This is a genomic window from Alteraurantiacibacter aestuarii (assembly GCF_039523595.1).
Lineage (GTDB): Bacteria > Pseudomonadota > Alphaproteobacteria > Sphingomonadales > Sphingomonadaceae > Alteraurantiacibacter > Alteraurantiacibacter aestuarii.
The window spans coordinates 301,810-326,650 of record NZ_BAAAFP010000003.1; the positions used below are offsets into that span (position 1 = coordinate 301,810).

Genomic DNA, 24,841 nt, shown 5'->3' on the forward strand with positions numbered 1-24,841 from the left:
AAATGGCCACCCCCATTTCCGCCAATAAGGCAGAACTGCTTGCGATCGCCACGGCTGTCGCTTCGGAAAAGATGATCGACAAGTCGATCGTTATCGAGGCGATGGAAGAAGCGATCCAGAAAAGCGCGCGCAGCCGTTACGGCGCGGAGAACGATATCCGCGCCAAGCTCGATCCGCTGACCGGCGATCTGCGCCTGTGGCGCGTGGTCGAAGTGGTCGAGGAAGTGGAAGACTACTTCAAGCAGGTCGATCTCAAGCAGGCCGAAAAGCTCCAGCCCGGCGCGCAGGTGGGTGACTTCATCGTCGATCCGCTGCCCCCGGTGGACCTGGGCCGCATTGATGCGCAGAGCGCCAAGCAGGTGATCTTCCAGAAGGTCCGCGATGCCGAGCGTGAGCGTCAGTATGAAGAATTCAAGGACCGCGCCGGCGAAGTCATCACCGGGGTGATCAAGTCGGTCGAATTCGGCCATGTGATCGTCAACCTTGGCCGTGCCGAAGGTGTGATCCGCCGTGACCAGCAGATACCGCGTGAGGCTGCCCGCGTGGGTGAGCGCGTGCGTGCGCTGATCCTGAAGGTGGAGCGCAACAATCGCGGTCCGCAGATCTTCCTGTCACGCGCCCATCCCGAATTCATGAAGAAGCTGTTCGCGCAGGAAGTGCCCGAAATCTATGACGGCATCATCGAAATCAAGGCCGCTGCCCGCGATCCGGGCAGCCGCGCCAAGATCGGCGTGATCAGCCACGATTCCAGCATCGATCCGGTCGGCGCCTGCGTCGGCATGAAGGGCAGCCGCGTTCAGGCGGTGGTGCAGGAATTGCAGGGCGAGAAGATCGACATCATCCCCTGGTCCGAAGATACCGCCACTTTCGTGGTCAACGCGTTGCAGCCGGCTACGGTCAGCCGCGTGGTGCTGGACGAGGACGAAAGCCGCATCGAAGTGGTTGTTCCCGATGATCAGCTCTCGCTCGCCATTGGCCGCCGCGGACAGAACGTTCGCCTGGCCAGCCAGCTGACGGAAAGCCAGATCGACATCATGACCGAGGAAGAAGCCTCGGAGAAGCGCAGCAAGGAATTTGCCGAGCGTTCCAAGATGTTCGAGGAAGAGCTGGACGTGGACGAGACACTCTCTCAGCTGCTGGTGGCCGAAGGCTTCGCCGAGCTGGAGGAAGTCGCATACGTCGACCTCGCCGAACTGGCCGCGATCGAAGGTTTCGACGATGAGCTGGCTGAAGAGCTCCAGAGCCGTGCCACCGAAGCGCTCGAGCGGCAGGAAGAGGTGCACCGCGCCACCCGCCGCGAACTGGGCGTGGAAGATGCGCTGGCCGAAATCCCGCACCTGACAGAGGAAATGCTGGTGGTGCTGGGCAGGGCCGGAATCAAGACGCTGGACGATCTGGCCGATCTGGCCACCGATGAGCTGATTGCCAAGAAGCGCGAAGCACCGCGCCGCCGACAGAATGCCGATGGGCCTCCGCTGCGCCGTTCGCAGCGCCAGGAGGACAAGGGCGGCGTTCTGGGCAGCTATGGTCTGAGCGAAGAGCAGGGCAATGAGATCATCATGGCCGCTCGTGCGCACTGGTTCGAGGATGAGGAAAAGGCAGCTCCTGCTGCCAAGGCCGAAGCCCAAGCAGAGGAGGCCGCTGATGCGGAATCCTCACAATGAGCCGCTAGGTTCCGACAGAACCGGAAAGCGCGGCGGGGGCAAGGAAGCTCCTGAACGGCGCTGCATTCTGACCGGCAGGACCGCCTGCCGCGATGAACTGCTGCGTCTGGCGATCTCTCCTCCCAACGCGCAAGGTATCTGCGATGTCCTGCCCGATGCGCTGGCGCGTGCGCCGGGGCGCGGGGCATGGATCGGTGTGAGCCGGGCCGAATTGCAGCAGGCAATGGACAAGGGCCAGCTCAAGGCTGCCCTGGCGCGGTCCTTCCGCGATGGAAAGCTGGCGATCCCGCAAGATTTGCCTGTCCTACTCGAAAATGCGCTGCGACGTGCGGTTTTGGAGAGGCTGGGCCTCGAAATGCGCGCAGGACGGCTTATCTTGGGTTCTGACAGGATTTCCAACGAAGCGCGGATGGGCAAGGTCGCCGCGCTTTACCATGCCAGTGACGCCAGCGAGGATGGATCGAAAAAGCTCGATCAGGCCTGGCGGGTGGGAATGGATGCGGAAGGCAGCGGCGAGACTGGCGACAGGCTGCCACTGGACCGCATGGCCTTGTCTGTGGCATTGGGCCGCGACAATGTCGTCCATCTGGCGCTGGCCGATCGCGCATCGGCTGAGCGGGTCCTGATTCCGCTACGGCGTTTGCAGGCCTTTTTGGGGGCTGGTGACGAAGCCGGCAACAGCAGTGACGGCGCAGCTGGTGAAGCTGCGCACGAACCTGCGACGACTGATTGATTTTGAAGGAAAAGTTTAGGCGTATGAGCGATAGTGAAGAAACACCGAAGCGTAGCCGCAAACCATTGGGGCTGAAGCATTCGGTCGATGCGGGAGAGGTCAAGCAGACCTTCAGCCACGGTCGCACCAACAAGGTTGCGGTCGAGGTGAAGCGTCGTCGCAAGCTGACCAAGCCCGGCTCCGCTCCTGCAGAGGATGCGGCGCCCGCGCCTGCGCCTGCTCCCGAACCAGCGCCCGCGCCCGCTCCGGCACCTGCTCCGGTTGCCAAGAAGGCTCCGGCCAAGAAGATTCCAGCCGGGGAAACTCCGCAGGAACGCGTCGCCCGCCTGCAGCGCGAGGCCGAAGAAGATCGCCTGCGCCAGTCCGAGGAATCGCGTCGCCGCGAGGAAGAGGCCAAGGCCAAGGCTGCCGAAGAGGAAAAGCGCCGCGCCGATGATAATCGCAAGGCCGAGGTTGAGGCCGTCAAGCAGCGCGAGAGCGATGCCGAGGTTGCCAAGGAAACTGCCGCTCAGGAAGAGACGGCAGTGCAGGAAACCGAGGCTGAGCCAGCCGAAGCTGGTGCCGAGGCCGGATCACCCCCGCCCGCACCGCGCAGGTTTACGCCCGTTGCCCGTCCCGAACCCAAGCGCCCTGAGAAGAAGCAGGATCGCAAGGCTGCAGGCAAGGGCAGCGGCGGCGGTGGTGGCGGCAGCGGTGCTGGCGTCAGCGAGCGTGACAAGCGCCGCGGCGGCAAGCTGACCGTCAACCGCGCGCTCAACGAAGATGAAGGCGCTCGCGCCCGTTCGCTCGCCGCGCTCAAGCGTGCGCGTGAAAAGGAACGCCGGGCCCATTCCGGCGGCACGTCCAAGCCGCGTGAAAAGCAGGTGCGCGAAGTTGTCGTGCCCGAAGCGATCACGGTGCAGGAACTGGCCAACCGCATGGCTGAAAAGGGTGCCGACCTGGTCAAATCCCTGTTCAACATGGGCATGATGGTCACCGTCAACCAGACGATCGATCAGGATACGGCGGAATTGCTGGTCGAGGAATTTGGCCACAACATCCAGCGCGTGTCCGAAAGCGATATCGACATCGTCCACGATGTCGAAACCGATCCGGAAGAAACACTGGTGGAACGCCCGCCTGTCGTCACCATCATGGGCCACGTGGATCACGGCAAGACCAGCCTGCTGGATGCCTTGCGCGGTGCCAATGTGGTGAAGGGCGAAGCTGGCGGTATCACCCAGCATATCGGCGCCTATCAGATCACCACCAAGGACGGCAAGAAGATCACCTTCCTCGATACGCCGGGCCACTCTGCCTTTTCAGAGATGCGCGCGCGCGGTGCCAATGTCACCGATATCGTGATCCTGGTGGTCGCCGCTGACGATGGCATCATGCCGCAGACGATTGAGGCGATCAATCACACCAAGGCTGCCGGCGTGCCGATGATCGTGGCGATCAACAAGATCGACAAGCCCGAAGCCGATGCCAAGAAGGTGCGTGAGCGCCTGCTGGAGCATGAAGTTGTGGTGGAGGACATGTCCGGCGATGTGCAGGACGTCGAAATCTCCGCCAAGAAGGGCACCGGCCTGGATGAGCTGATCGAAAAGATCCTGCTGCAGGCAGAACTGCTGGAGCTGAAGGCCCGTCCGGACCGCGATGCCGAAGCCACCGTGATCGAAGCACAACTGGACAAGGGCCGCGGCCCCGTGGCCACCGTGCTGGTCAATCGCGGCACGCTGAAGCGCGGCGACACTTTCGTTGTCGGCACGCAGAGCGGCCGTGTGCGCGCACTGGTTGATGACCAGGGCAAGCAGATCAAGGAAGCCGGCCCGTCAATGCCGGTGGAAGTGCTGGGCCTTGGCGGCGTTCCTGCCGCGGGTGACGTGCTGACCGTGGTCGAGAATGAACAGCGCGCCCGCGAAGTGGCGCAATATCGCAAGGAAAAGGCGACAGAAAAGCGTACCGCGCTCGCCCCGACCAATTTCGACACGATGTTCAGCAGCCTGCAGAGTGATGTGGTCGAATTCCCCGTGCTGGTGAAAGCCGACGTGCAGGGATCGGTAGAGGCGATCGTTACCGCGCTGCACAACCTTTCCAACGATCTCATCAAGGTCCGCGTTCTGAATGCGGGCGTGGGTGCGATCACCGAAAGCGACGTGACCCTGGCAGCAGCATCGAAGGCGCCGATCATCGGCTTTAACGTGCGTCCCAATGCCAAGGCGCGTGACCTGATCAAGCGCGATGGCGTGGTGATGAAGTATCACGATGTGATCTATCACCTGACCGATGAGATCGCCAAGGAGATGGCTGGCGAGCTTGGCCCGGAGAAGATCGAACACGTTGTCGGCCGCGCCGATGTCAAGGAAGTGTTCAAGTCCGGCAAGAAGGACAAGGCGGCTGGTCTGCTGGTTGTCGAAGGCGTTATCCGCAAGGGCCTCCACGCCCGTCTCACGCGCGACGACGTCATCGTATCGGCCACCACCATCGCCTCGCTGCGGCGCTTCAAGGATGATGTGGATGAAGTCCGCACCGGCCTGGAATGCGGCGTGGTGCTGGAAGACACGAATGACATCCAGCCGGGTGACAGCCTCGAAGTGTTCGAGATCGAGCTGCGCGAACGGGTGCTTTAATAGTCCTGCGTCCAAGGAGGGCGGCATACTGAATGGAAAGGTACGTCGCCTTCTTCGCAGCCATGAATGTCGGTGGAAACCGGCTGAAGATGGAAGATCTGCGCGAGGCGCTGGAGCGTGAGGACCTGGAGGATATCGAGACCGTTGTCGCCAGCGGCAACGTGTTGTTCTCCTATGATGAACGGCCCACCGAAGGCCTGAGCGAAATGCTCGCGTGGATCGTGAAGGAGCACTTTGGCTTTGAAACCTTTGCCGCCGTGCGCAATGCGGCTGAGGTGCGCAGTGCCATTGCCGACAATCCCTTTGCGGCTGACGGGCAGGACAATCAGGTCCACACATTGTTTCTGGAAAAGCAGGCCGATCCGGCGCAATTTCAGGTGATGCTGGCAGGTTATGAAGGACGCGGGCGCGAAAGGATCGCCATCGGGGATCGCTGCCTCTATATCGATTTTGTCGATGGCGTGGGCAGCTCCCGGCTGACCAGCGCCTTCATGGAGCGCAAGCTCGATTGCCGCGGCACGGCGCGCAACATGCGCAGCCTGCAACGCATATTGGACAAGTTGGAAGAGTAATGCCCAAGCACTCCGCCCCCGAAGACCAGTCCGTCCGCCTGCTCAAGGTGGGTGAGCGCGTACGCCATATCCTGTCTGAACTGTTGGCCCGGCAGGAAGTGCATGATGAAGTGCTTACCGCCCATGCCGTCAGCGTCACCGAAGTGCGCATGTCGCCCGATCTGCGCAATGCCAAGGTCTATGTGAAGCCGCTGCTGGGCGAGGATGAGGCGGTGGTCATCAAGGCCCTGCAGGTCAACACCGCGTTCTTCCAGCGCGAAGTGGCCAAGCGCCTGGGCCTGAAATTCGCGCCCAAGCTGCGCTTCATGGAAGACGAAAGCTTTGATGAGGCGGGGCGGATCGAGCAGCTGCTGCGCGATCCCAAGGTCTCCCGCGATCTGGGTGAGGATGACTAGGCCAGATGGCCAAGCTCTATTTCTACTTCGCCAGCATGAATGCCGGCAAATCCACCACCCTGTTGCAGGCTGATTTCAACTACCGCGAACGCGGCATGGCCACCATGCTGTGGACCGCCAGCCTCGATACCAGATCGCAGGGCATGCCCATTTCCAGCCGTATCGGGCTGGAGGCGGAGGCGCATCGCTATCACCCCGCGACCGATTTCTGGACCGAAGTGGGTGAGCAGCACACGGCCACCCCGCTCTCGTGCATAATGGTGGATGAGGCGCAGTTCCTCGCCCCCGATCAGGTGTGGCAACTGGCCCGCGTGGCGGATGAGGCGGGTATCCCGGTGCTGTGCTACGGCCTGCGGACGGATTTCAAGGGGGCGCTGTTCCCCGGCTCCGCCGCATTGCTGGGCATTGCCGATGCGCTGGAGGAGCTGAAGGCCGTGTGCCACTGCGGGCGCAAGGCCACCATGAACCTGCGCGTGGATGAAGCGGGCCGGCCAGTGGGCGAGGGCGCGCAGACCGAAATCGGCGGGAATGAGCGCTATCTCGCGCTGTGCCGCCGCCATTTTGCGCAGGCGCTGGGGATATATAGCTAAGCGCTGTTTAATCGCCCGGGTCTTTACCTGTGGCGCAGCAGTCCCCATCTGCTAACCCGCAAGCCCATATGACAGACACAATCATTCAGATCCTGCTGCTGGTGCCCGCGTTGATCGTGGCCATCGTCTTTCACGAAGTTGCCCATGGTTATGTGGCGATGTTGCTGGGCGATCCCACGGCCAAGGAACGCAGGCGTCTCAGCCTCAATCCGCTGCGCCATGTGGACCCCATTGGCACGCTGCTGGTGCCCGGCGCCATGCTGCTGGCAGGCGGACCGGCGTTCGGCTGGGCCAAGCCGGTTCCCGTAATCAAGGAGAGGCTCGACAATCCGCGCTTCGGAATGATGGCGGTGGCTGCTGCCGGGCCGGGGACCAACCTGCTGCTGGCACTGGTGGGCGCTATTGCGCTGGGCCTGTTTGCTCCCAAGCTGGGGCTGGGGATGAACGGGGAGGCGGGATATGGCGCGCAGGCGCTGTTCTACTTCATCCTCATCAACATCTTCCTGGCGGTGTTCAACATGCTGCCGATCCCGCCATTTGATGGGTCGCATATTGTCGAGGGTCTTCTGCCCCCCAGCTGGGGTGAGACCTACAACCGGCTGCGGCCCTTTGGCATGATGTTCTTCTTCGCGCTGGTCGCCAGCGTGTGGTTCTTCCCGCAGCTGGGCATTCTGGAGAACACCGTCGGTGTGCCGGTGAACTGGCTGCTGGAGAAATACCTCGGTCTGGCCGAGGCGATTTCGGGCCTGTGACACGTGAGGCAGGGACACGCGCGCCGCCCAATGGCTGGCTGATCCTGGACAAGCCGCACGGGCTTGGCTCGACACAGGCCGTGGGCGCGGTGAAGCGCAATTTGCGTCAGGCCGGATATGCAAAGGTCAAGGTGGGCCACGGCGGCACTCTCGATCCGCTGGCCGAAGGCGTGCTGCCGATTGCGCTGGGCGAGGCGACCAAGCTGGCCGGGCGCATGCTGGAATCGGACAAGATCTACGAATTCACCCTGGCATTTGGTGAAGAGACCTCCACCCTCGATGCGCAGGGCGATGTGGTGACGACATCGGAACGCCGCCCGCCGCTGGCTGCCGTTGCTGCCATCTGCGAGCACTTCACTGGTGAGATCGAACAGGTTCCGCCGGCCTATTCCGCGCTGAAGGTGGACGGCAGGCGTGCCTATGACCTGGCCCGCGCGGGCGAGGAAGTGGAGCTGAAGACGCGCCGCGTCACCATTCATTCGCTTGGCCTGGCCGGGGGAAGGGCGGAAGGATTTGCCGGGGGAGGGCAGAGCGATGCGGTCACGTCCGCCTTTGCTACCACTGCGGGACGGCCCGATCCCTATGACCCTTCCATGCCGCTGGAACTGGCGGATAGCGTCACGCTGGTGGCACATGTCAGCAAGGGCACCTATATAAGATCCCTGGCGCGCGACATTGCTCATGCGCTGGGTACGGTGGGCCATGTGACCTATCTGCGCCGCACAAAGGCCGGTCCGTTCAGTGAAGATCAGGCGATTTCGCTGGACAAACTGAACGAAATCGGTAACGGCGCGCGACTTGAAGACCACCTCCTGCCGCTGGAGGCGGGGCTGGACGGTATCCCGGCCCTTCCCCTCGATCCGGAAAGCGCGCAGGCGGCCCGACAGGGCCGGGTCATTTCCGGATTGCCCCAACCAGACGGGCTCTATCTTGCGAAGCTGGCCGATGTGCCAGTCGCGCTGATCGAGATTACGTCCGGGACGACCAAAATCGTCAGGGGTTTCAACATGCAAGATACTGCGGAGTAATGGTAATGTCGGTAACTGCCGAAGAAAAAGCTGGAATCATCAAGGACAACGCCGTTGGCAAGGGCGACACCGGTTCGCCGGAAGTACAGGTCGCGATCCTGACCCAGCGTATCCGCAACCTCACCGATCACTTCAAGGCCCACCACAAGGATAACCATTCGCGTCGTGGCCTGCTGAAGATGGTCAACAAGCGTCGCAGCCTGCTCGCCTATCTCAAGAGCCAGGATGTGGAACGCTACAACACGCTGATCCAGAAACTGGGCCTGCGTAAGTAAGACTTTCGATGGGGCGGCTCCAAGGGGCCGCCCTTTCACTTTATCAGGTTTCCTTCGCAATTCGGTGAAGGGGCCTAGGGGCGTTCAAAAGGCCCTGAACCGGACCGGGACGGTATCCCCGGCAGAAAACCCCGCCTGGCAATAGGGCCTTGCGGGTTCGAAGGATAAATATGTTCGACACGAAAACTGTATCGCTGGAGTGGGGCGGCAAAACCCTCACTCTGGAAACGGGCCGTATTGCCCGCCAGGCCGATGGCGCCGTTTTGGCGACCTATGGCGAAACCGTGGTGCTGTGCGCAGTAACCGCAGCCAAGAAGGTGAAGGAAGGCCAGGATTTCTTCCCGCTGACCGTTCACTATCAGGAAAAATTCTCTGCTGCCGGCCGTATCCCGGGTGGTTTCTTCAAGCGTGAGCGCGGTGCGACCGAAAAGGAAACGCTGACCAGCCGCCTGATCGACCGTCCGATCCGCCCGCTGTTCCCGGAAGGTTTCTACAACGAAATCAACGTGATCTGTCAGGTCCTCTCCTATGATGGTGAGACCGAAGCCGATATGGTGGCGATGATTGCGGCATCTGCTGCGCTGACCATTTCGGGCGTGCCCTTCATGGGCCCGATCGGCGCCTGCCGCGTCGGCTATCGCAATGGCGAATATGAACTCAACCCCAGCCTGAATGTCGCCCTGGACGAAGAGGGCCGGCTCGACCTGGTCGTCGCCGCCACGCAGGACGCGGTGATGATGGTTGAATCCGAAGCCAAGGAACTGACCGAGGAAGAAATGCTCGGCGCCGTGATGTTCGCGCATGACGAGGCCCGCAAGGTCATCGGTGCGATCATCCAGCTGGCCGAACAGTCTGCCAAGGCTCCGTGGGAAATCGACAGCTCGGACGACAAGGCTGCGATGAAGGAAGAACTTCGCGGCATCGTGGGTGCGGATATTGCCGCTGCCTACAAGCTGACCGACAAGTCTGCCCGCTCCGAAGCGCTCAACGCTGCACGCGCCAAGGCCAAGGATCATTATGCCGGTGCCGATGGGCAGACGCAGATGACCGCCGGCAAGCTGGTGAAGAAGCTGGAAGCCGATATCGTGCGTACCGCCATCCTCGAAGATGGCCAGCGTATCGATGGCCGCAAGCTGGACGAAGTCCGTCCGATCGAAAGCATGGTCGGCTTCCTGCCGCGCACGCATGGTTCGGCGCTGTTCACGCGCGGTGAAACGCAGGCGATCTGCACCACCACGCTGGGCACCAAGGAATCCGAGCAGATGATCGACGGGCTGGAAGGCCTGACCTACACCAGCTTCATGCTGCACTATAACTTCCCGCCCTATTCGGTCGGTGAAGTGGGCCGCTTTGGTGCTCCGGGTCGCCGCGAAATCGGCCACGGCAAGCTGGCATGGCGTGCGCTGCACCCTGTGCTGCCTAGCCGTGAAGACTTCCCCTATACGATCCGCATCCTGTCCGACATCACCGAGTCCAACGGCTCGTCCTCGATGGCGACGATCTGCGGTGGCTGTCTGTCGATGATGGATGCCGGCGTTCCGATCGATCGCCCGGTTTCCGGCATCGCGATGGGCCTGATCCTGGAAGGTGACAAGTTCGCCGTGCTGTCCGACATTCTGGGTGATGAAGATCACCTGGGTGACATGGACTTCAAGGTGGCTGGTACCGAAAACGGCATCACCACCATGCAGATGGACATCAAGGTTGCCGGCATCACGCAGGAAATCATGGGCAAGGCGCTGGAGCAGGCGAAGGCCGGTCGTGCGCATATTCTTGCCGAGATGAACAAGGCGCTGGGTTCTGCCCGCACCGAGCTTTCCGCGCATGCCCCGCGCATCGTGACCATGCAGATCGACAAGGCCAAGATCCGTGACGTTATCGGCACGGGCGGCAAGGTCATCCGCGAGATCGTGGCTGAAACCGGCGCCAAGGTCGATATCGATGACGAAGGCCTGATCAAGATCAGCTCCTCCGACAATGCCCAGATCGAAGCCGCAAAGGCCTGGATCGAAGGCATCGTGGAAGAGGCCGAAGTGGGCAAGATCTACAACGGCAAGGTCGTCAACATCGTCGATTTCGGCGCATTCGTGAACTTCATGGGTGGCAAGGACGGTCTCGTCCACGTGTCCGAAATGCGCAACGAGCGTGTCGAGAAGGTCAGCGATGTCGTGACCGAAGGCCAGGAAGTTAAGGTCAAGGTTCTCGAGATCGATCCGCGCGGCAAGGTTCGCCTGTCGATGCGCGTTGTCGATCAGGAAACCGGTGAAGAGCTGGAAGACAGCCGTCCCCCGCGTGAAAAGCGTGAAGGCGGCGGTGATCGTGATCGTGGTCCGCGCAGCGGCGGTGGCGATCGTCGCCCCCGTGGCGGCGGTGATCGTGGTGGCCGCGGTGGCGATCGCGGCGGCAATCGTGATCGTGGACCGCGCCGTGATGGCGGCAGCGACAACGGTGGCGGTGACAATGGCGGTGGCAGCGGCCCCGACCATATGCCCGCCTTCCTCAAGGACGACTAAGGCCGACAAGGTCTGACGTGAGAGGGCCGCGAGCGATCGCGGCCCTTTTGCATTTCAGCAGGAGACTTGCAGATGCTTCCCAGAATTCACCTGGCCACGGCGCAGATCCCGGGCGGAGAGACGCTGGAGCTGGTTTCGCACGGGCGCGATTTCATCGTCATGCTCGGCCGTAACGAGCTGATGGGCACGCGCATGCAGTTTTCCGAGGAGCAACTGGCGCAGCTGACGCTGGACCGCGTGGCCGCCCCGCAGCCGCGCATATTGATCGGCGGCTATGGCCTGGGCTTCACCCTGCGTGCGGCGCTTTCCCGTCTGGGGCCGAAGGCGCAGGTGGTGGTGGCCGAACTGGTGCCCGAAATCATCGAATGGGCGCGCGGGCCCATGGCCGAACTGACGGGCGATTGCCTGGACGATCCGCGCCTGAAGCTGGAAATGGGCGATGTCGCCGCGCTGATCGATGATGCAGCCGATGGCACCATCGATAAATTCGATGCGATCCTGCTCGATGTCGACAACGGGCCGGACGCCATCGTCCGCTCCGAGAATACGCGGCTCTACTCCTTTCCCGGCCTGCGCGCGGCCAAGGCTGCCCTCAACCCTGGCGGCGTGTTTGCCGTATGGTCAGCCGCCACGGATGAGCGTTTCACGCACCGCCTGCGCAAGGCTGGTTTTGAGGTTGAGGTGCGCTCGGAGCGTGCTCGCCCCAACAACAAGGGGCCGCGGCATACCATCTGGTTTGCCACCGTGGGCTGAAGTGCCTGTTCAGCCTACGGCGAGGCGGGGGGAGTTGCTTTCAACGATCTGCGAGCCGAGCTTTTTCTCTTCGCGGACAAGCGCTGCCTGCACGCAGTTGCGGCCCGCACGCTTGGCCTGGTAAAGCGCAGCATCGGCCATGGCGACCAGATCGGCCGGACCGTTGGAGGTTTCAGGAACGCTGGCCACGCCGAAAGACGCGCTGATTGCGGCGCCGTGCGAACCGCTCAGCGCCTCCACTGCGGCCCGCAAGAACTCCGCGCGGCCCGTAGCTTCGTCGAGTGAGCATTTGGGCAGGATCACGAGGATTTCCTCACCACCATAGCGGCACACCACGTCGGACGGGCGCAGACCTCCGACCAGCTGGCCCGCCACATCGCGCAACACCGCGTCGCCCTTGGCATGACCGTGCTTGTCGTTGAGCGCCTTGAAATGGTCTAGATCGATCATGATTGCCGAAGTCGCATCGCCATCGCGCTCCGCCATGGAGAGGTAGCGTTCGAGCGAATCTTCCATGTAACGGCGGTTGTAAAGCCCGGTCAGCGGATCGCGCAGGCTCTGCGTGCGCAGCTTCTCGCGCAGGGCAATGTTGGACAGCGCCAGCGACATGGAATCGGCCAGTGCGCGGGCGATGCGCGAATTGTCCTTGAGCTGCTCCTTGCCATTCGTATCAGCAGGACAGCCAAACATCAGCAGGCCGTGGATCGTTCCACGCGCCACCATCGGCACTTCGATGGTGGCGTCCGTTCCCACGTGATGGGTGCAGCAAAGGCTGCCCGCCTTCATGTCATTGACATGGACCTTGCCACGCTTGAGCGCCCAGCAATTGGACGGCAGCAGCGCATCGGCGGGATCGAATTCGCCATCGTGCCCCCAGCACTTGGCCAGATCGAGGCGGTCACGGGAATTGTTGAACACATAAAGCGCGCCGGAAAATGACGGCAGCAGGCTGCGGCTGGTTGCTTCAAGGACTGCGCCTGCATCCTCATGGTTTTCGGCGCTTTGGAGCATGTCGGTCATGGCGAACAGCTCTTCGACCTGCTGGCGCGATTTGCGCGCCTGAATGGTCAGATAGCGGTGCTGCTCAATCTGCAGGCCGCTGCGGTGCCCCAGAAGGCGCGAAATGATAAACTGGATGGCAACAAGCGTGAAGGTTCCGACCAGTAGAAGCAACTGAGTGATCCCGACCGTAGTCATGGCCAGCACCAGCATAATCGCCGCTACGCCCTGCAATGAAAACAAGGCAGTGCGAAACTGCCCTGTCCGCATTCCAATGCTCTGCGCGTCTTCCAAGCTGGTCATGTCCCTCACCCAATTACCCTGTCCGTGCAATTACCGAGAAGGGGTAAAATAATTATCAATCATATATCATTTTTCGGCGCTTTTACTTGAGTTTGTCTTGGGCCGCGCAAATCGGGCAATCGCATTCCGAAAGGCGGCCGGAATGTGTTAGGTCTGGCCCATGTGAAATGTGATCACACTGATAAGCACTTGGGAGAGCGACATGAGCGAGCAGATCGACATGGCAAAAGTCGAAGCAATGGCAGGCAAGGTAATCGGCGATGTGGCAGGCGCAGTCAGCCTGTTCATGGCCTATATGGGGGACCAGGCGGGTGTGTTCGAGGCGATGGACGGCGAAGGCCCGATGACCTGCGAACAACTGGCCGCCAGGACCGGCATGAACGCCAAATACCTGCACGAATGGCTCGGCTCGATTGCCGCCGCCGGATATGTCGATTTCGACCCTGTTGCGGAGACTTTCGAACTTACCCCCGAACAGGCGCTGATCTTCACGCGCGAGGGCCAGCCCGCCTGCATGCAGGGCTTCATCCAGGCGATTGTGGCGCAATATGAAATGCACGCGGAAGCGGTGGAGACCTTCAAATCGGGCGAGGGGCGGCCGTGGTCGGATCACTCGCAATGCCTCTTCTGCGGCACTGATCGGTTCTTCCGTCCCGGCTATGCGGCCAATCTGGTGGACAGCTGGATCCCGGCGCTTGGCGGCGTGAAGGAGAAGCTGGAGGCGGGCGCCAAGGTGGCCGATATTGGCTGCGGCCACGGATCATCCACCGTGCTGATGGCCAAGGCCTTCCCCAATTCCACCTTCCACGGCTTCGATTTCCATGCCCCCTCGATAGAGCAGGCGCGCGCGCAGGCCGCCGAAGCGGGTGTTGCCAATGTGGAATTCAGCGTGGCGAAGGCGCAGGATTATCCGGGCGAAGATTTTGATTTTGCATGTATTTTCGATGCGCTGCACGACATGGGTGACCCCGTCGGCGCTGCCCGCCATATCCGCGATACGCTGAAGGATGATGGCACGTTCATGCTGGTCGAACCGATGGCGGGAGACAGCATGGGAGAGAACATGCACGTCATCGGGCAGATCTTCTACGGCTTCTCCTGCATGGTCTGCACGCCCGCCTCACTGGCGCAGGATGTGGGGCTGGGACTGGGCGCACAGGCGGGGCAGAAACGCCTGACACAGGTGCTGAAAGAAGCAGGCTTCAACACTGTGAAGCGCGCGGCGGAAACGCCCACCAACATGGTGCTGGAAGTTACGGGCTGACCTGAGGCGGGGGCGGCAGGCCCCCGCCGCTCAGCCTTCCATCCGCATCTTGCCGATGTAGTCCATCTTGCCGATCGCCATGCCCTGATTGCGCAGGATGGCGTAGGCGGTGGTGGTGTGGAAATAATAGTTGGGCTGGCTGAAGCTGAGCAGGAAATTCTCTGCCGTAAAGGGCCATTTCGTCTCGCCGAATTCGAAACGCATCGGCTTGCCTGTAAGTGCATCGACCTCCGCCCGATCCAGCGCTTCGAGATAGGCCAGCGCCTCTTCCAGTCGTTCCTGCAAGCCGGCAAAGCTTTCCGGATGCGGGGACAGGTCGGGAGAGAACACGCCCTTGAACGCGCCTTCCAGCGCGCCCTGGCTGTGCATGGCGCAGGCCCGCAGCTGGCGGTTGAAGGGGAACATGTCAGGCGCCAGGCTCGCGGCCATCATCTCGGCCTCCTCCTTGCCATTGGTCGCGGCAAATTCCTCGGCCTTGCCCAGCCAGCCGATGGTGCCGCGCAGGGTCTGGAGATAGCTGGGAACGACGGCGTCATAGAGAGAAAATGTCATTGGCCGGGTCCTTTCAGCGCTTCAGCCGCATCCGGCCAAGATAGTCCAGCTTGCCCACGGCCACGCCCTTGGCGCGCAGGATGTCATAGGCGGTGGTGGCGTGGAAATAGAAGTTGGGCTGGCTGAATGTGAGCAGGAAATCTTCGGCGGTAAAATCCAGTCGCCGCTCGCCAATTTCAAAGCGCATGTCCTTGCCGATGAAGTCTTCCATCTCCTCTTCGGTCAGGTCGTTCAGATAGCTCTCGGCCTCTTCCAGCTGGTCGCGCAAGCCGGAAATGGAGGATGGCGGCTCGCTGAAATCGGGCGAGAACACGCCCGCGCGCAGGCCCTCAATCGCGCCCATCGAATGCACGGACATGCTTTTGACCTGATAGGCGAAGGGCAGCATGTCATCGATCAGCCGGGCGTCCAGCACTTCGGCTTCCGAAAGCGCGCTGGCTTGCGCCTTGTCCAGCCAGCCCCTGGCCGCGCCAATGATTTGCAGGGTGGATGGGATGGTGGCGGCGTAAAGGGAAATGGGCATGGCACGCTCCGGACTTCGTCTGGCTGATCAGCCGTGAGGCAACTCCATAGACGCGGGCGCAAGCCTCTGCCACACAAAGCACGAGGAAAAGGGATTTCGGGGAGGAATCATTGGAGAATCTGACGGGCAAGGTCGCCTTTATCACTGGCGGTGCCAGCGGTATCGGCCTGGGCATGGCAAAGGCCTTTCTGGCTGAAGGCATGAAGGTTGCGCTGGCAGACTGGAGCGATGACCACATCGCCAAGGCCAGGGCCGAGCTTTCGGGCAATAATGCGGTGTTCTTCGTCAAGGCGAATGTTGCCGACCGCACCAGCCTGAAGGCGGCGGTGGACCAGACGCTGGAGCATTTCGGCAAGATCCACGTGCTGTGCAACAATGCCGGGGTCAACGGCGGCGGCACGGCTGCCAGTCCCGATTTCGATGCCTGGGACAAGGCTATCGCGGTCAATCTGGGCGGTGTGGTGAACGGCACCAAGATCGTTGCGCCGATCATTCGCGAACAGGGCGAGGGCGGGCATATCGTCAACACCAGTTCGATGGCGGGGATGGTCCCGCTGCCCGGCCTGGCGGCCTATTCGACGGCAAAATATGCCGTCCGCGGTTTCTCTGAAAGCCTGCGCATCCAGCTGGCGGAAAAGGGCATTGGCGTATCCTGCCTGTTCCCCGGCGCGACGCGCACGGCGCTGGTCCCGCTGCCAGAGGACGATCCCACCATTGACGAGGGAAACGCCCCGCAATTCCTGAAGGACCTGTGGGACGCGATGCGCGGTGCCATCGATCCCGAAGATACCGGCCGCGCGGTGGTGGAAGCGATCAAGGAAAACCGTTTCTACATCTTCACCAACCGCGAATTCCTAGATGAAGTGAAGCAGCGCCACCGTGAGATCGAGGACGCCTTCCCAAGTGACGAGGCAACGCCGGGCAGGCTGAAATTCGAAGGCATGCGCGCGGATATGGTGCGCAACCTGATGGCCCCGGGCAACCGGCCGGTGCCAAAGGAGAACAAGGAAGACATGGCGCTCGACCTTGGCTCCAAATCACCTGCGGGAGGACAGTAGAATGGCCAGCCAGACCCCACCCGTTCCACAGGCGCCGATGTCCTTTATCGATGCGCTCAATCGATCTCCGATGCGGACATTCCAGTTCGTGACCGTGGCGATCTGCATGCTGGTGCTGGTGTGCGACGGCATAGACCTGCAATTGCTGGGCATTGTCGCCCCGCTGGTGATGGAGGACTTCGGCGTCGATCGCAGTACCTTTGGCATTGCCATGATGACCGCCCTGATCGGCTTTGGCATCGGATCATGGGGCGGCGGCTATCTGGGAGATGTCATCGGCAGGCGCTACACACTGGCGATTGCCGCGCTGGTCTTCTCGCTCGCCACCATTGGCGCAGGCGGCGCGGACGGGGTGTGGTCGATGGCCTTCTGGCGGCTGATTGGCGGGCTTGGTTTCGGCGGCGCCTATGCCAATGCGCTGGCGATGGCGGGTGAATGGCTTTCCGATCGCTGGCGACCTGTGGTCGTCAGCACGCTTTCCGTCGGCACGCCGGTGGGCGGCACTATCGTCGGCTGGCTTGGGCCAGACCTTGCCGCAGCCAATGGCTGGGGCGGCGCATTCGTTATTTTCGGGTTGGCGACAATGGCGCTGGTGGTGGTCATCCTGGTCGGCATGCGGGACAGTCCATCCTACCTGCTGTCGCGGGGCAAGATCGATCAGGCGCGCAGGAATGCCGCACTGGTGCTGGACGATCAGGTGGAACTGGTTGCCGAAACGCATGATACCGATGGCAAGGATGGCAAATCGATCGGTGTCCTGCACGCCAGCAACAAGCGCATGAACATAGGCATCGGGGTGGCTTTTGCGGGGGCGGCGATGGTCGCCTATTCGATCCTAAGCTGGTCGACCACATTCCTGACCGCAGCCGGCTTCACGCTGGACGATGCGGGCGAAGCGGTTGCCATTGGCGGCATAACGTCGATGATCGGATCGATCCTGGTGGGCCTGCTGATCCGCCGCTTCGGATCGCGCATCGTGATGATCTGCCTCAGCGTGTCGCTGGTGGGCCTGATGATCGCCCTGGGGCTGGCGGTGGAGGCTCTTCCCGCTGCGCCCGATGCAGGAGAGCGCCTGCTGGTGGTATCGCTGATCGGGGCATCGGGCGCGGTGTTCAGCGCCAGCATTGCCGGCATGTATGTGGTGATGACTGCCGGCTATCCGCAAAGCTGCCGGTCTGCGGGCATTGGCTTTGGCATCTTCATGAGCCGGGTGGGCGCTGTTGCCGCAACCGGCCTGGGCGGAACGCTGCTGCAACTTGGCGGGCAGAGCGTGATTCCCTTCTTTACCGTTCTGACGCTGAGCGCCATCCTGATCCTGGCTGCGGCGTTCGTGGTCGATCGTCACGTGCCGCCATTGGCCCAGAGTTGACTGGGAGTTGATTGGAAGCTGACCTGCAAGCACCTTGCGCAGGAGTTCTCGAAGTGGCATTTGTAATATTCGTTCGGAATGACGTAGGAAAATAGCCGCGTTGTTTCCGATGAAAGCAGTTCCTGACTTGGGGAAGGGGCATGCAATTGGACGCGGAGGATTTCCCGCGAAGGCTGAGGGCTGTCGCAGATAGCCCGGATGTTGTGTCGATACGGCGCAATACTATGCATGCGCTCGAACTGTTTGGTATTTCAACTGCATATTACGTTGCGCCGATTACCGGCGACGCTCGCGTCAGCCGCATCGTCACCAATATTGGCTTGCCGTGGATATGGGAGCGCCAGTACCGCGCGCGCCTGCACCTGATCGACCCTTTGCCGCGCATTGCCATAGACAGGCTTGAGGCCTTCGTGTGGCCAGACCAGCTGGGCGATGAGAAACTGTCTCCCAAGGAACGCCGCTACCTCTCGATAGCTGCGAAATACGGTCTGGCGCGCGGAGTGGCGGTGGCCTGTTTCGGCCCGAACGGGCGCAGTGGCTTCCTGGGGGCAGTGCTGTCCAAGGATGCGCCCACGCCCGATGGGATCGCGCTGATGCGCATCCATTCGCTGGGCCAGACCTCAATCCAGCGCTATTGCAGGCTTGTGCCCAGGACCGTCACGATCCCGGCATTGTCCAATCGGGAGCTGGAAGTCCTGCACTGGATCGGACAGGGCAAGAGCAATTCGGTAATCGCGGAACTGCTTGAAATTTCGCCCTCTTCGGTGGACGTCTATGTCCGCAGGCTGTTCGCCAAGCTTGATGTTTCTGACCGGACGATGGCGGCGGTCAAAGCGCTCTCACTCGGCATGATCATCTCGGGCGATTACACCAAGATGCTGAAGGATGCGGCCCAGTTGCAGCCTCCCGGAGGTTCGTCGCTCGATTGATGCCTGCCCCGGCGCTGCCGGACTGCACAGATACTGTAGTAACTAACCCTGTCGGGCAATCACGTTACATGCGCAACTTTATGGAGCGGCTTATAGGCTCTCCAGAGATCACGCGACGGCTCTTCGGGTCGCGTCGAAAGACTTGTCGTGATCTCGGCGTCCTGGACCCCAAGCCGGGGCGCCTTAGTTTCCCTTATCGTGCGGCTTCGTGCCCAATCTCCTCCCCCCTCCTGAGAGGCGCGGAGCTGCACGGTATTTTCCGGATCGGTTTGTACGGATTCGGCGCCGAGGCGTGCCCGCGCGTTTGTCCTACCTCACGCGCGGGCCGCCAAACGGCTTTCCCGATTTTCCGATCGCTGCGTCCTAGCGGACGCGCGGCCCGCCAAAAGGCAGGGGCGGCGGGGGACGGCGCGCACCGCGGGGCAGCTGTGCCTGATAGGCCCGCCCGCAATGTTGCACGCAATAGGGGAAGCCCGGGTTCACCTTCTCTCCACAAAAGTGGAAATCGGCCTCGCCGGGATGGCCCATCGGCCAGCGGCACACACGCTCATTCAGATCGAGCAGGCTGGTCTTGTTGGCAATTTCCGGGCTCGGCTTGGCCGGCACCAGGCGGCGCGGCGGCGCGGGCGGAATCGGTGCCTGCTGATCGCCGGGACCCTGGCGAACGAATCCACCCGGACCCACGGAGTGAATCTTGGGCAGGTTTTCCGGCCGGTTGGGAATCGGCTGGCTGTTTTCAGGAATGGCCTTGGGCGCATCTGTTGCATCGTCGCTGGCTGCCTGCTCAACCTTGGGAGCCGGGGCTTTCACCCGGGGCTTGGCGGGCTTCTTGGCCGGCGCGACGGCTTCCTTCTTCTTCGCCGCCTTCTGGTCATTCGCCTTCACCGGCGAAGGGCGTGATTTCAGGCCAAGGCGGTGTGCCTTGCCGATCACCGCATTGCGCGAAACGCCGCCCAGCTCATCCGCGATCTGGCTGGCGGTGGCCCCGCTCTCCCACATCTTGGTGAGGGTTGCGATGCGTTCTTCGGTCCAACTCATGTACTATTCCGTTCTTCCAGTCGGTGGACACTTGTCACCGAAGCTTGCCAGCCTGCCTGCGGCCCGATAGGCGGCAGCACATGGCCAATCAAGCCCCAGCAAGTACCACGCAGCATGGCGATACCATGCATGAATTTCGTGATCCCGTCACGGATAGCCAACGCAGCTTTCCGCCAAAGGGCCAGCCGCAGATTACCGGTTTCAACCGGATCGGGCTGTGGAGTCTCTATATTAAGGAGATCCGGCGATTTCTCAAGGTCCAGACGCAGACTGTCTGGGCGCCTGCGGTCACGACCCTGCTGTTTCTGATCATTTTCACCGTCGCCATGGGCCGCAGTGGGCGTGAAGTGCTGGGTGTGCCCTTTGCAACTTTCGTCGCGCCGGGCCTGATCATGATGGGCATGATGCAGAACGCCTTTGCCAACGCCAGCTTCTCTCTGCTGGCCGGAAAGCTGCAGGGCACCATCATCGATCTGCTGATGCCGCCTTTGACAGAGGCCGAACTGATGATCGGCATCGTCTCTGCCGCGATTACCCGTGCGGTGATGGTGGGCGGCGCGGTGGCGCTGGCGATGTGGCTGTGGCCCGGTGTGGAACTGCGCGCGGCGCACCCGTGGGCAATCGTGTGGTTCGGGCTGATGGGCGCCACCATGCTGGCCATTGTTGGCCTGTTGGCCAGCCTGTGGGCGGAGAAGTTCGATCACAACGCCGCGGTCACCAATTTCATCGTCGCGCCGCTCTCGCTGTTGTCGGGCACGTTCTACGTGATTTCCAATCTCTCGCCGCTGTTCCAGATGATCAGCCGCGCCAATCCGTTCTTCTACATGATCTCCGGTTTCCGCTTCGGCTTTCTGGGGGCGAGCGACATCGGCAATACCAATGAGGCGGTGTTTGGCGCTGCGATCGGCGTGGGCGTGCTCAATCTGGTGCTGGGCGTGATTACCTATCGCGTGCTCAAGAGTGGCTGGAAGCTGAAGAGCTGATTGCCCGTGCGCGATGGCGGCTGACCATGTCGCGGATGGTTTCCTGCGCCTTGAACACGTTTTCCACTTCGCCCAACCCGAATTCGCGAGCCATCCTGTCCCCGTCGCTGTCGCGGTAACTGCCTGCGGTGATCTTCAGCGTGCCGCTGCCATCTGGCCCTTCGGTGCGCTCGATCTCGCCAATCTGGCCCGCTTCCAGCGAACTGGTCATCAGCCGGCGACCCAGATATAGCCGGATCACCCGCTCATCGGTGATGGCAAACAATGTCTTTCGGGCAGCGAACAGCGGTATGAACGGCGCTGACAGCATGCCGAGGCCCACCAAGATGAAGGGCAGGCCGAACAGCGGGAAAGCAAAGCTGAGCCAGCCCGCATCTCCCCATCCGCCGCTTGTCGCGCCCATGGCCATGACCGTCCAGAACAGGGCGAATGCCGTCCAGGGAATGGCGAAGAAATAGATCAGAAAGGCCTTTGTGGCCACGCGGGCCAGGGGCTTTGCCTGCCACAAGACACGCTCACTGCGGCGCAATTCCCGCTGCAACGCCATCTGCAAGGGATCGGAATAGGGCGCGTTCATATCCATACGATCCATATCGCATAAAATACTTGCCTTATTACTATCGTCTTGGGGTCCCCGGTGAGGAAAAGTCAGTGCGTCAGGCTGCGGCGCAGGCGGTAACGTCCGTCGACGAAACTGTCGAACAACTGTGACAGGCTGGGGTGGTCCACCGGCCCGCCATCGTCATCCTGCATCAGGTTCTGCTGGCTGACATAGGCGACATAGGACGAATCATCGTTCTCCGCCAACAGGTGATAAAAGGGCTGTTCCCGCAGTGGCCGCATGTCATGCGGGATCGCTTCATACCATTCATCGGTATTGGCAAACACCGGATCGATATCGAAAATAACGCCGCGAAAATCGAACAGGCGGTGGCGAACGATATCCCCGATAGCAAAACGCGCTCGCGAATTGCGGGGAGCCTGGATCCTGCGTCCGGCCTGCGGAAAGAAGAATTCCGACCGTTCCATGCGTTCCAATATAGAATGTTGCACCTGCGAAACAACCTCTCACAGATGACAATCCCCCACCAGATCGAAAAAGCCGTGCAGCAAGGTCTTGGCAAGGGCCCATCCATCGGCTAACCGCCGCGGCTTCTAACAGACCGGGCAGGCAACTTGCCTGCGCGCACCCCATGCGGAGAGGTGCCGGAGTGGTCGAACGGGACGGTCTCGAAAACCGTTGTGCCTTTACGGGTACCGTGGGTTCGAATCCCACCCTCTCCGCCACATACCTACTCTCATACCGTTGCCATCCGCGCCAGGGTCGGAGCAGGTGGAGCGAAGGAGCGCCCGGCCACTCTGCCTTGCTCGCTCAGCTCATCCAGAGCGTCTTGGATCTTCCGCGTTTTCCCTCGGTCGGCATGGCAATTTCGTACTGCTGTGCAACGCGCAGCGTGTTCGTACGGCCTATCGTCCGGAACCTGTCGTTGTCATAAACGGAGGGTGTCAGACGATCGAGGATCACCGCCGCAGATCGCCACTGTGGCCCGGCAGATTGCCCCGTTGTTTTCGCTCGAGATACGTGAGCCTCCGTTCGCAATCACGCCGATGCGCGAAATGTCCCAGTTTCACACTACTCGTTCCGATGATGCGGGGCTTTCCTGGCTGCGCCTTGCCTTGCACGATTTCGTTCAACGGAATTGATGCGCAGGGAGTTCCACGGCGCCGGGAACCACAATCGGACTGAGATCGACGATTCGACTCGGAGGGTCATTATTGTCGCGACTCGGTAAGGTTAATTCCTAACGCTGTTAAACTTACCCCGAAGCCTGTTCGTTACTGGCACAGTCCCAAATTCGAGAGCTCAGCAGTTTACGTATATTCCCGTAGTGCTGGATTGGTTTCTAAAGCAAGCGAAATTCATAAAATCCTGTTTTACATAGATTAAATGGCATTTCCCTCGATTCAAGACCCCTGAGGCTCCACGCGAGCCATTCGCTACGAAAATGTTAACACCATTGATATCGCACCACTTCGGTGTTTCCATGTCTGTGGATAAATCCGTTGATTGGCTTGGGGCCTTGAGCACCGTTTAGATTGTTCATTCACCTCAAGTCTCGCGGCGAGAGGACAGATTGATGAGTGAAGAACTGAACCAGCAAGACGGTGATTTTTCGACAGATGCCGCGCAATCGGGTTTCGGTGAAAGCCCTTCGGCTCAGAACGTTGTTCAGTCATCCAGGACTGTTCCGGTAGGCCCGTCGAACACGGTTACCTTGCCGGCGGACGCGGTTATCGATCAGGTCGAGGCCGTCGGACGCGATCTTGTGATCACGCTTGCGGATGGCAGTCGCATCGTGATCCCCGAGGGGGCGATCATTCTTCCGCAACTGGTGGTTGGCGACACGCCGATCCCGCCAGCGAACCTCGCTGCCCTCCTTGTGGGCAACGAGCCTGAACCCGCTGCAGGTGAAGTGCAGAGTTCTGGCGGCAATTTTGCCACCGACCCGGGCGATATTCAGTCAGCCTTCGATATCGGCGATCTTCTTCCTTACACCGAGCTTCCCGTCCGCACGATTCTGGAAGAGGAGATCATTCCCTTCGAGCCCGACGATGAGCCGGTGATCACGATCGAGCCGGACGATTCCGGCGTCTCGGTCATCAATGCCGAGGACGTGGTTTCCGAAGCGGGGCTACCGGCGCGTAACGGCGAACCAGAGGGAACGGACAGTGCTTCCGATTCCGAAGCCACGTTTGGCTGGATCAACTTTTCCTCGCCCGACGGTACGGCTGCGATCACGATCAACGGCGTTGCCGTTACCGCTGTCGGCCAGATATTCTCCACCGACCTGGGTACGCTGACCATAACGAGTATCTCGAATGGCCGGATCGGTTACGATTATGTGCTCGCCGACAATACGACGGATGTTGTCTCGGCAGACTTCTTCACAGTTACCATCATCGATACTGACGGTGACCAGGCGACAGCTACGCTGCGCATCGACATCATTGATGACGCGCCGATTGCCGCCAATGACACGGATCTGATCCCGCCCGCGGATTTTTCCGCACATGACGGCAATGTGATTACCGGCGTGGGCACGACAAGCGGTGCTTTGGGCGTGGACATCGAAGGCGCGGACGGCGCGTCTGTCTCTGGATTTTACGCTGGCACGAGCGGGTCATTTGCTGACGCTGGTGAAGAGATCACCGGTCAATTTGGCACGCTGATTCTCAATGCGGACGGGAGCTATGTCTATACACGTAACTTCAACACGCCGGGCGGTGTTGAGGATGTCTTCACCTACCAGCTGACGGATGGTGATGGGAGCGCTGACACCGCCACCTTGACCATCTTGATCTCTGACAGCCTGGACCAGGTCATTGTTCCCGAAATCGGCGAGGCTACCGAAGTTCGCGAGGCTCATCTGCCTCCGTCGACGGATACGCGGATCAATGAATCCCCCGGCACGGCCTTCGATGGCAACAGTGAGGCGGTAAGCGGCACCATAACCTTCATTTCGCCTGATGGTGTCGGAAGCGTTAGCGTTGGCGGCACGACGATTGACCCCGGCAATCTGCCGCAGATTGTGATTGCCGATACAACCGGCACCCTGATCATCACCGATTATCAATATGACCCCGCGACTGGTCAGGGGTCCATCACTTACACCTATACTCTCAACGACAACACCAGTGACACTGATGGAACGACCATTCCTGTCGAGGTGATCGTGACCGATCTGGATGGTGATGTCGCCAGCGATATCCTTGAAATTCATGTCATCGATGATGCTCCGATTGCGCAAGACGATACTGCCGCTCAGGACCATGAGAATGATCCGGTTGTGGTTGATGTTTTTGCCAATGACGAGGCTGGTGCGGACGGAGTTGACCTGGTCAATGATGTTGCGGTTGTTGGCGGCACGCTGACGG

The 24,841-nt window shown here is 61.1% G+C and carries 23 protein-coding genes and 1 tRNA gene; 18 read left to right on the plus strand and 6 right to left on the minus strand.

The annotated features are described in order from the left end of the window. The first annotated feature begins 2 nt into the window (after positions 1-2). The 11 genes from nusA to ABDZ98_RS14890 all read left to right on the plus strand — a co-directional run bounded on the left by nusA (position 3) and on the right by ABDZ98_RS14890 (position 11,887). Positions 3-1,664 (plus strand): transcription termination factor NusA, encoded by a 1,662-nt coding sequence (nusA, locus tag ABDZ98_RS14840; protein WP_160591700.1) that lies wholly within the window; start codon positions 3-5, stop codon positions 1,662-1,664. Continuing rightward, positions 1,645-2,397 carry a DUF448 domain-containing protein gene (locus ABDZ98_RS14845; protein WP_160591701.1) on the plus strand — a complete coding sequence of 251 codons (753 nt, stop codon included), beginning with the start codon at positions 1,645-1,647 and terminating at the stop codon, positions 2,395-2,397. Before nusA ends, ABDZ98_RS14845 begins: the two co-directional genes overlap by 20 nt. A gap of 23 nt (positions 2,398-2,420) precedes the next feature. Beyond that, positions 2,421-5,009, plus strand: coding sequence for a translation initiation factor IF-2 (gene infB, locus ABDZ98_RS14850; protein WP_160591703.1), 2,589 nt, complete (start codon positions 2,421-2,423; stop codon positions 5,007-5,009). 32 nt (positions 5,010-5,041) lie between these two features. Then, positions 5,042-5,581 (plus strand): DUF1697 domain-containing protein, encoded by a 540-nt coding sequence (locus tag ABDZ98_RS14855; RefSeq protein ID WP_160591705.1) that lies wholly within the window; start codon positions 5,042-5,044, stop codon positions 5,579-5,581. Beyond that, the gene (rbfA, locus tag ABDZ98_RS14860; RefSeq protein WP_160591707.1) at positions 5,581-5,976 is read left to right on the plus strand and encodes a 30S ribosome-binding factor RbfA; all 396 of its coding nucleotides are present in this window, start codon (positions 5,581-5,583) and stop codon (positions 5,974-5,976) included. The genes ABDZ98_RS14855 and rbfA overlap by 1 nt, the downstream gene beginning before the upstream one ends. A 5-nt stretch (positions 5,977-5,981) precedes the next feature. Then, positions 5,982-6,566 carry a thymidine kinase gene (locus ABDZ98_RS14865; RefSeq protein WP_160591709.1) on the plus strand — a complete coding sequence of 195 codons (585 nt, stop codon included), beginning with the start codon at positions 5,982-5,984 and terminating at the stop codon, positions 6,564-6,566. A 68-nt stretch (positions 6,567-6,634) separates the two neighbouring features. Continuing rightward, a complete protein-coding gene (locus ABDZ98_RS14870; protein ID WP_160591711.1) occupies positions 6,635-7,318 on the plus strand; it encodes a site-2 protease family protein in 684 nt (227 codons plus the stop codon). Then, entirely contained in the window at positions 7,315-8,346 is a 1,032-nt protein-coding gene (truB, locus tag ABDZ98_RS14875) for a tRNA pseudouridine(55) synthase TruB (RefSeq protein WP_160591715.1), read from the plus strand. The genes ABDZ98_RS14870 and truB overlap by 4 nt, the downstream gene beginning before the upstream one ends. Before the next feature lie 5 nt (positions 8,347-8,351). Continuing rightward, positions 8,352-8,621 carry a 30S ribosomal protein S15 gene (rpsO, locus tag ABDZ98_RS14880; RefSeq protein WP_160591717.1) on the plus strand — a complete coding sequence of 90 codons (270 nt, stop codon included), beginning with the start codon at positions 8,352-8,354 and terminating at the stop codon, positions 8,619-8,621. 170 nt (positions 8,622-8,791) lie between these two features. Beyond that, the gene (gene pnp / locus ABDZ98_RS14885; RefSeq protein ID WP_160591719.1) at positions 8,792-11,134 is read left to right on the plus strand and encodes a polyribonucleotide nucleotidyltransferase; all 2,343 of its coding nucleotides are present in this window, start codon (positions 8,792-8,794) and stop codon (positions 11,132-11,134) included. A 72-nt stretch (positions 11,135-11,206) separates the two neighbouring features. Next, the gene (locus tag ABDZ98_RS14890; RefSeq protein ID WP_160591721.1) at positions 11,207-11,887 is read left to right on the plus strand and encodes a spermidine synthase; all 681 of its coding nucleotides are present in this window, start codon (positions 11,207-11,209) and stop codon (positions 11,885-11,887) included. 9 nt (positions 11,888-11,896) lie between these two features. Here ABDZ98_RS14890 and ABDZ98_RS14895 read toward each other — a convergent pair whose 3' ends face one another. Further along, a complete protein-coding gene (locus ABDZ98_RS14895) occupies positions 11,897-13,084 on the minus strand; it encodes a GGDEF domain-containing protein (protein WP_160591723.1) in 1,188 nt (395 codons plus the stop codon). 307 nt (positions 13,085-13,391) lie between these two features. Between ABDZ98_RS14895 and ABDZ98_RS14900 the strand changes: the two genes are divergently transcribed. Next, positions 13,392-14,453 (plus strand): class I SAM-dependent methyltransferase, encoded by a 1,062-nt coding sequence (locus ABDZ98_RS14900; protein ID WP_160591725.1) that lies wholly within the window; start codon positions 13,392-13,394, stop codon positions 14,451-14,453. 30 nt (positions 14,454-14,483) lie between these two features. Here ABDZ98_RS14900 and ABDZ98_RS14905 read toward each other — a convergent pair whose 3' ends face one another. After that, positions 14,484-15,005, minus strand: a complete 522-nt coding sequence (locus tag ABDZ98_RS14905) for a DUF1993 domain-containing protein (protein ID WP_160591727.1) — start codon at positions 15,003-15,005, stop codon at positions 14,484-14,486. Between the two features lie 13 nt (positions 15,006-15,018). Beyond that, positions 15,019-15,528: a DUF1993 domain-containing protein gene (locus ABDZ98_RS14910; RefSeq protein WP_160591729.1), complete on the minus strand. Its 510-nt coding sequence runs from the start codon at positions 15,526-15,528 to the stop codon at positions 15,019-15,021. Between the two features lie 110 nt (positions 15,529-15,638). Between ABDZ98_RS14910 and ABDZ98_RS14915 the strand changes: the two genes are divergently transcribed. The 3 genes from ABDZ98_RS14915 to ABDZ98_RS14925 all read left to right on the plus strand — a co-directional run bounded on the left by ABDZ98_RS14915 (position 15,639) and on the right by ABDZ98_RS14925 (position 18,884). Then, a complete protein-coding gene (locus tag ABDZ98_RS14915; RefSeq protein ID WP_160591732.1) occupies positions 15,639-16,586 on the plus strand; it encodes an SDR family oxidoreductase in 948 nt (315 codons plus the stop codon). Between the two features lies 1 nt (position 16,587). After that, complete coding sequence (locus ABDZ98_RS14920) at positions 16,588-17,955, plus strand: MFS transporter (RefSeq protein WP_160591734.1); 1,368 nt, start codon at positions 16,588-16,590, stop codon at positions 17,953-17,955. Between the two features lie 224 nt (positions 17,956-18,179). Next, a complete protein-coding gene (locus ABDZ98_RS14925; RefSeq protein ID WP_160591736.1) occupies positions 18,180-18,884 on the plus strand; it encodes a helix-turn-helix transcriptional regulator in 705 nt (234 codons plus the stop codon). Positions 18,885-19,247: 363 nt separating this feature from the next. On the opposite strand, the gene ABDZ98_RS14930 is transcribed toward ABDZ98_RS14925, so the two are convergent. After that, the gene (locus ABDZ98_RS14930; RefSeq protein WP_160591738.1) at positions 19,248-19,922 is read right to left on the minus strand and encodes a GcrA family cell cycle regulator; all 675 of its coding nucleotides are present in this window, start codon (positions 19,920-19,922) and stop codon (positions 19,248-19,250) included. A gap of 125 nt (positions 19,923-20,047) precedes the next feature. Here ABDZ98_RS14930 and ABDZ98_RS14935 point away from each other — a divergent pair, with 125 nt between their 5' ends. Beyond that, positions 20,048-20,905, plus strand: coding sequence for an ABC transporter permease (locus ABDZ98_RS14935; protein WP_160591791.1), 858 nt, complete (start codon positions 20,048-20,050; stop codon positions 20,903-20,905). On the opposite strand, the gene ABDZ98_RS14940 is transcribed toward ABDZ98_RS14935, so the two are convergent. Together ABDZ98_RS14940 and hspQ are read right to left on the minus strand one after the other, a co-directional pair. Then, a complete protein-coding gene (locus ABDZ98_RS14940; protein WP_160591740.1) occupies positions 20,877-21,482 on the minus strand; it encodes a hypothetical protein in 606 nt (201 codons plus the stop codon). The genes ABDZ98_RS14935 and ABDZ98_RS14940 overlap by 29 nt on opposite strands. 71 nt (positions 21,483-21,553) lie before the next feature. Beyond that, complete coding sequence (hspQ, locus tag ABDZ98_RS14945) at positions 21,554-21,934, minus strand: heat shock protein HspQ (RefSeq protein ID WP_160591742.1); 381 nt, start codon at positions 21,932-21,934, stop codon at positions 21,554-21,556. A gap of 168 nt (positions 21,935-22,102) precedes the next feature. Here hspQ and ABDZ98_RS14950 point away from each other — a divergent pair. Together ABDZ98_RS14950 and ABDZ98_RS14955 are read left to right on the plus strand one after the other, a co-directional pair. Next, positions 22,103-22,192, plus strand: a tRNA-Ser gene (locus ABDZ98_RS14950). Between the two features lie 851 nt (positions 22,193-23,043). Next, on the plus strand, positions 23,044-24,841 hold a 1,798-nt coding region (locus ABDZ98_RS14955), incomplete at its 3' end, for an Ig-like domain-containing protein (RefSeq protein ID WP_343809115.1).

What these genes read in the sequence shown, in the direction of transcription:
- rbfA (WP_160591707.1), top strand. Translation starts at nt 5,581, where the DNA reads ATGCCCAAGCACTCCGCCCCCGAAGACCAGTCCGTCCGCCTGCTCAAG.
- ABDZ98_RS14905 (WP_160591727.1), bottom strand. Translation starts at nt 15,005, where the DNA reads ATGACATTTTCTCTCTATGACGCCGTCGTTCCCAGCTATCTCCAGACC.
- pnp (WP_160591719.1), top strand. Translation starts at nt 8,792, where the DNA reads ATGTTCGACACGAAAACTGTATCGCTGGAGTGGGGCGGCAAAACCCTC.
- ABDZ98_RS14910 (WP_160591729.1), bottom strand. Translation starts at nt 15,528, where the DNA reads ATGCCCATTTCCCTTTACGCCGCCACCATCCCATCCACCCTGCAAATC.
- ABDZ98_RS14870 (WP_160591711.1), top strand. Translation starts at nt 6,635, where the DNA reads ATGACAGACACAATCATTCAGATCCTGCTGCTGGTGCCCGCGTTGATC.
- ABDZ98_RS14935 (WP_160591791.1), top strand. Translation starts at nt 20,048, where the DNA reads ATGCATGAATTTCGTGATCCCGTCACGGATAGCCAACGCAGCTTTCCG.
- rpsO (WP_160591717.1), top strand. Translation starts at nt 8,352, where the DNA reads ATGTCGGTAACTGCCGAAGAAAAAGCTGGAATCATCAAGGACAACGCC.
- ABDZ98_RS14940 (WP_160591740.1), bottom strand. Translation starts at nt 21,482, where the DNA reads ATGAACGCGCCCTATTCCGATCCCTTGCAGATGGCGTTGCAGCGGGAA.
- ABDZ98_RS14900 (WP_160591725.1), top strand. Translation starts at nt 13,392, where the DNA reads ATGAGCGAGCAGATCGACATGGCAAAAGTCGAAGCAATGGCAGGCAAG.
- ABDZ98_RS14845 (WP_160591701.1), top strand. Translation starts at nt 1,645, where the DNA reads ATGCGGAATCCTCACAATGAGCCGCTAGGTTCCGACAGAACCGGAAAG.
- nusA (WP_160591700.1), top strand. Translation starts at nt 3, where the DNA reads ATGGCCACCCCCATTTCCGCCAATAAGGCAGAACTGCTTGCGATCGCC.
- ABDZ98_RS14930 (WP_160591738.1), bottom strand. Translation starts at nt 19,922, where the DNA reads ATGAGTTGGACCGAAGAACGCATCGCAACCCTCACCAAGATGTGGGAG.
- ABDZ98_RS14890 (WP_160591721.1), top strand. Translation starts at nt 11,207, where the DNA reads ATGCTTCCCAGAATTCACCTGGCCACGGCGCAGATCCCGGGCGGAGAG.
- infB (WP_160591703.1), top strand. Translation starts at nt 2,421, where the DNA reads ATGAGCGATAGTGAAGAAACACCGAAGCGTAGCCGCAAACCATTGGGG.
- ABDZ98_RS14895 (WP_160591723.1), bottom strand. Translation starts at nt 13,084, where the DNA reads ATGACTACGGTCGGGATCACTCAGTTGCTTCTACTGGTCGGAACCTTC.
- hspQ (WP_160591742.1), bottom strand. Translation starts at nt 21,934, where the DNA reads ATGGAACGGTCGGAATTCTTCTTTCCGCAGGCCGGACGCAGGATCCAG.
- ABDZ98_RS14855 (WP_160591705.1), top strand. Translation starts at nt 5,042, where the DNA reads ATGGAAAGGTACGTCGCCTTCTTCGCAGCCATGAATGTCGGTGGAAAC.
- ABDZ98_RS14925 (WP_160591736.1), top strand. Translation starts at nt 18,180, where the DNA reads ATGCATGCGCTCGAACTGTTTGGTATTTCAACTGCATATTACGTTGCG.
- ABDZ98_RS14920 (WP_160591734.1), top strand. Translation starts at nt 16,588, where the DNA reads ATGGCCAGCCAGACCCCACCCGTTCCACAGGCGCCGATGTCCTTTATC.
- ABDZ98_RS14865 (WP_160591709.1), top strand. Translation starts at nt 5,982, where the DNA reads ATGGCCAAGCTCTATTTCTACTTCGCCAGCATGAATGCCGGCAAATCC.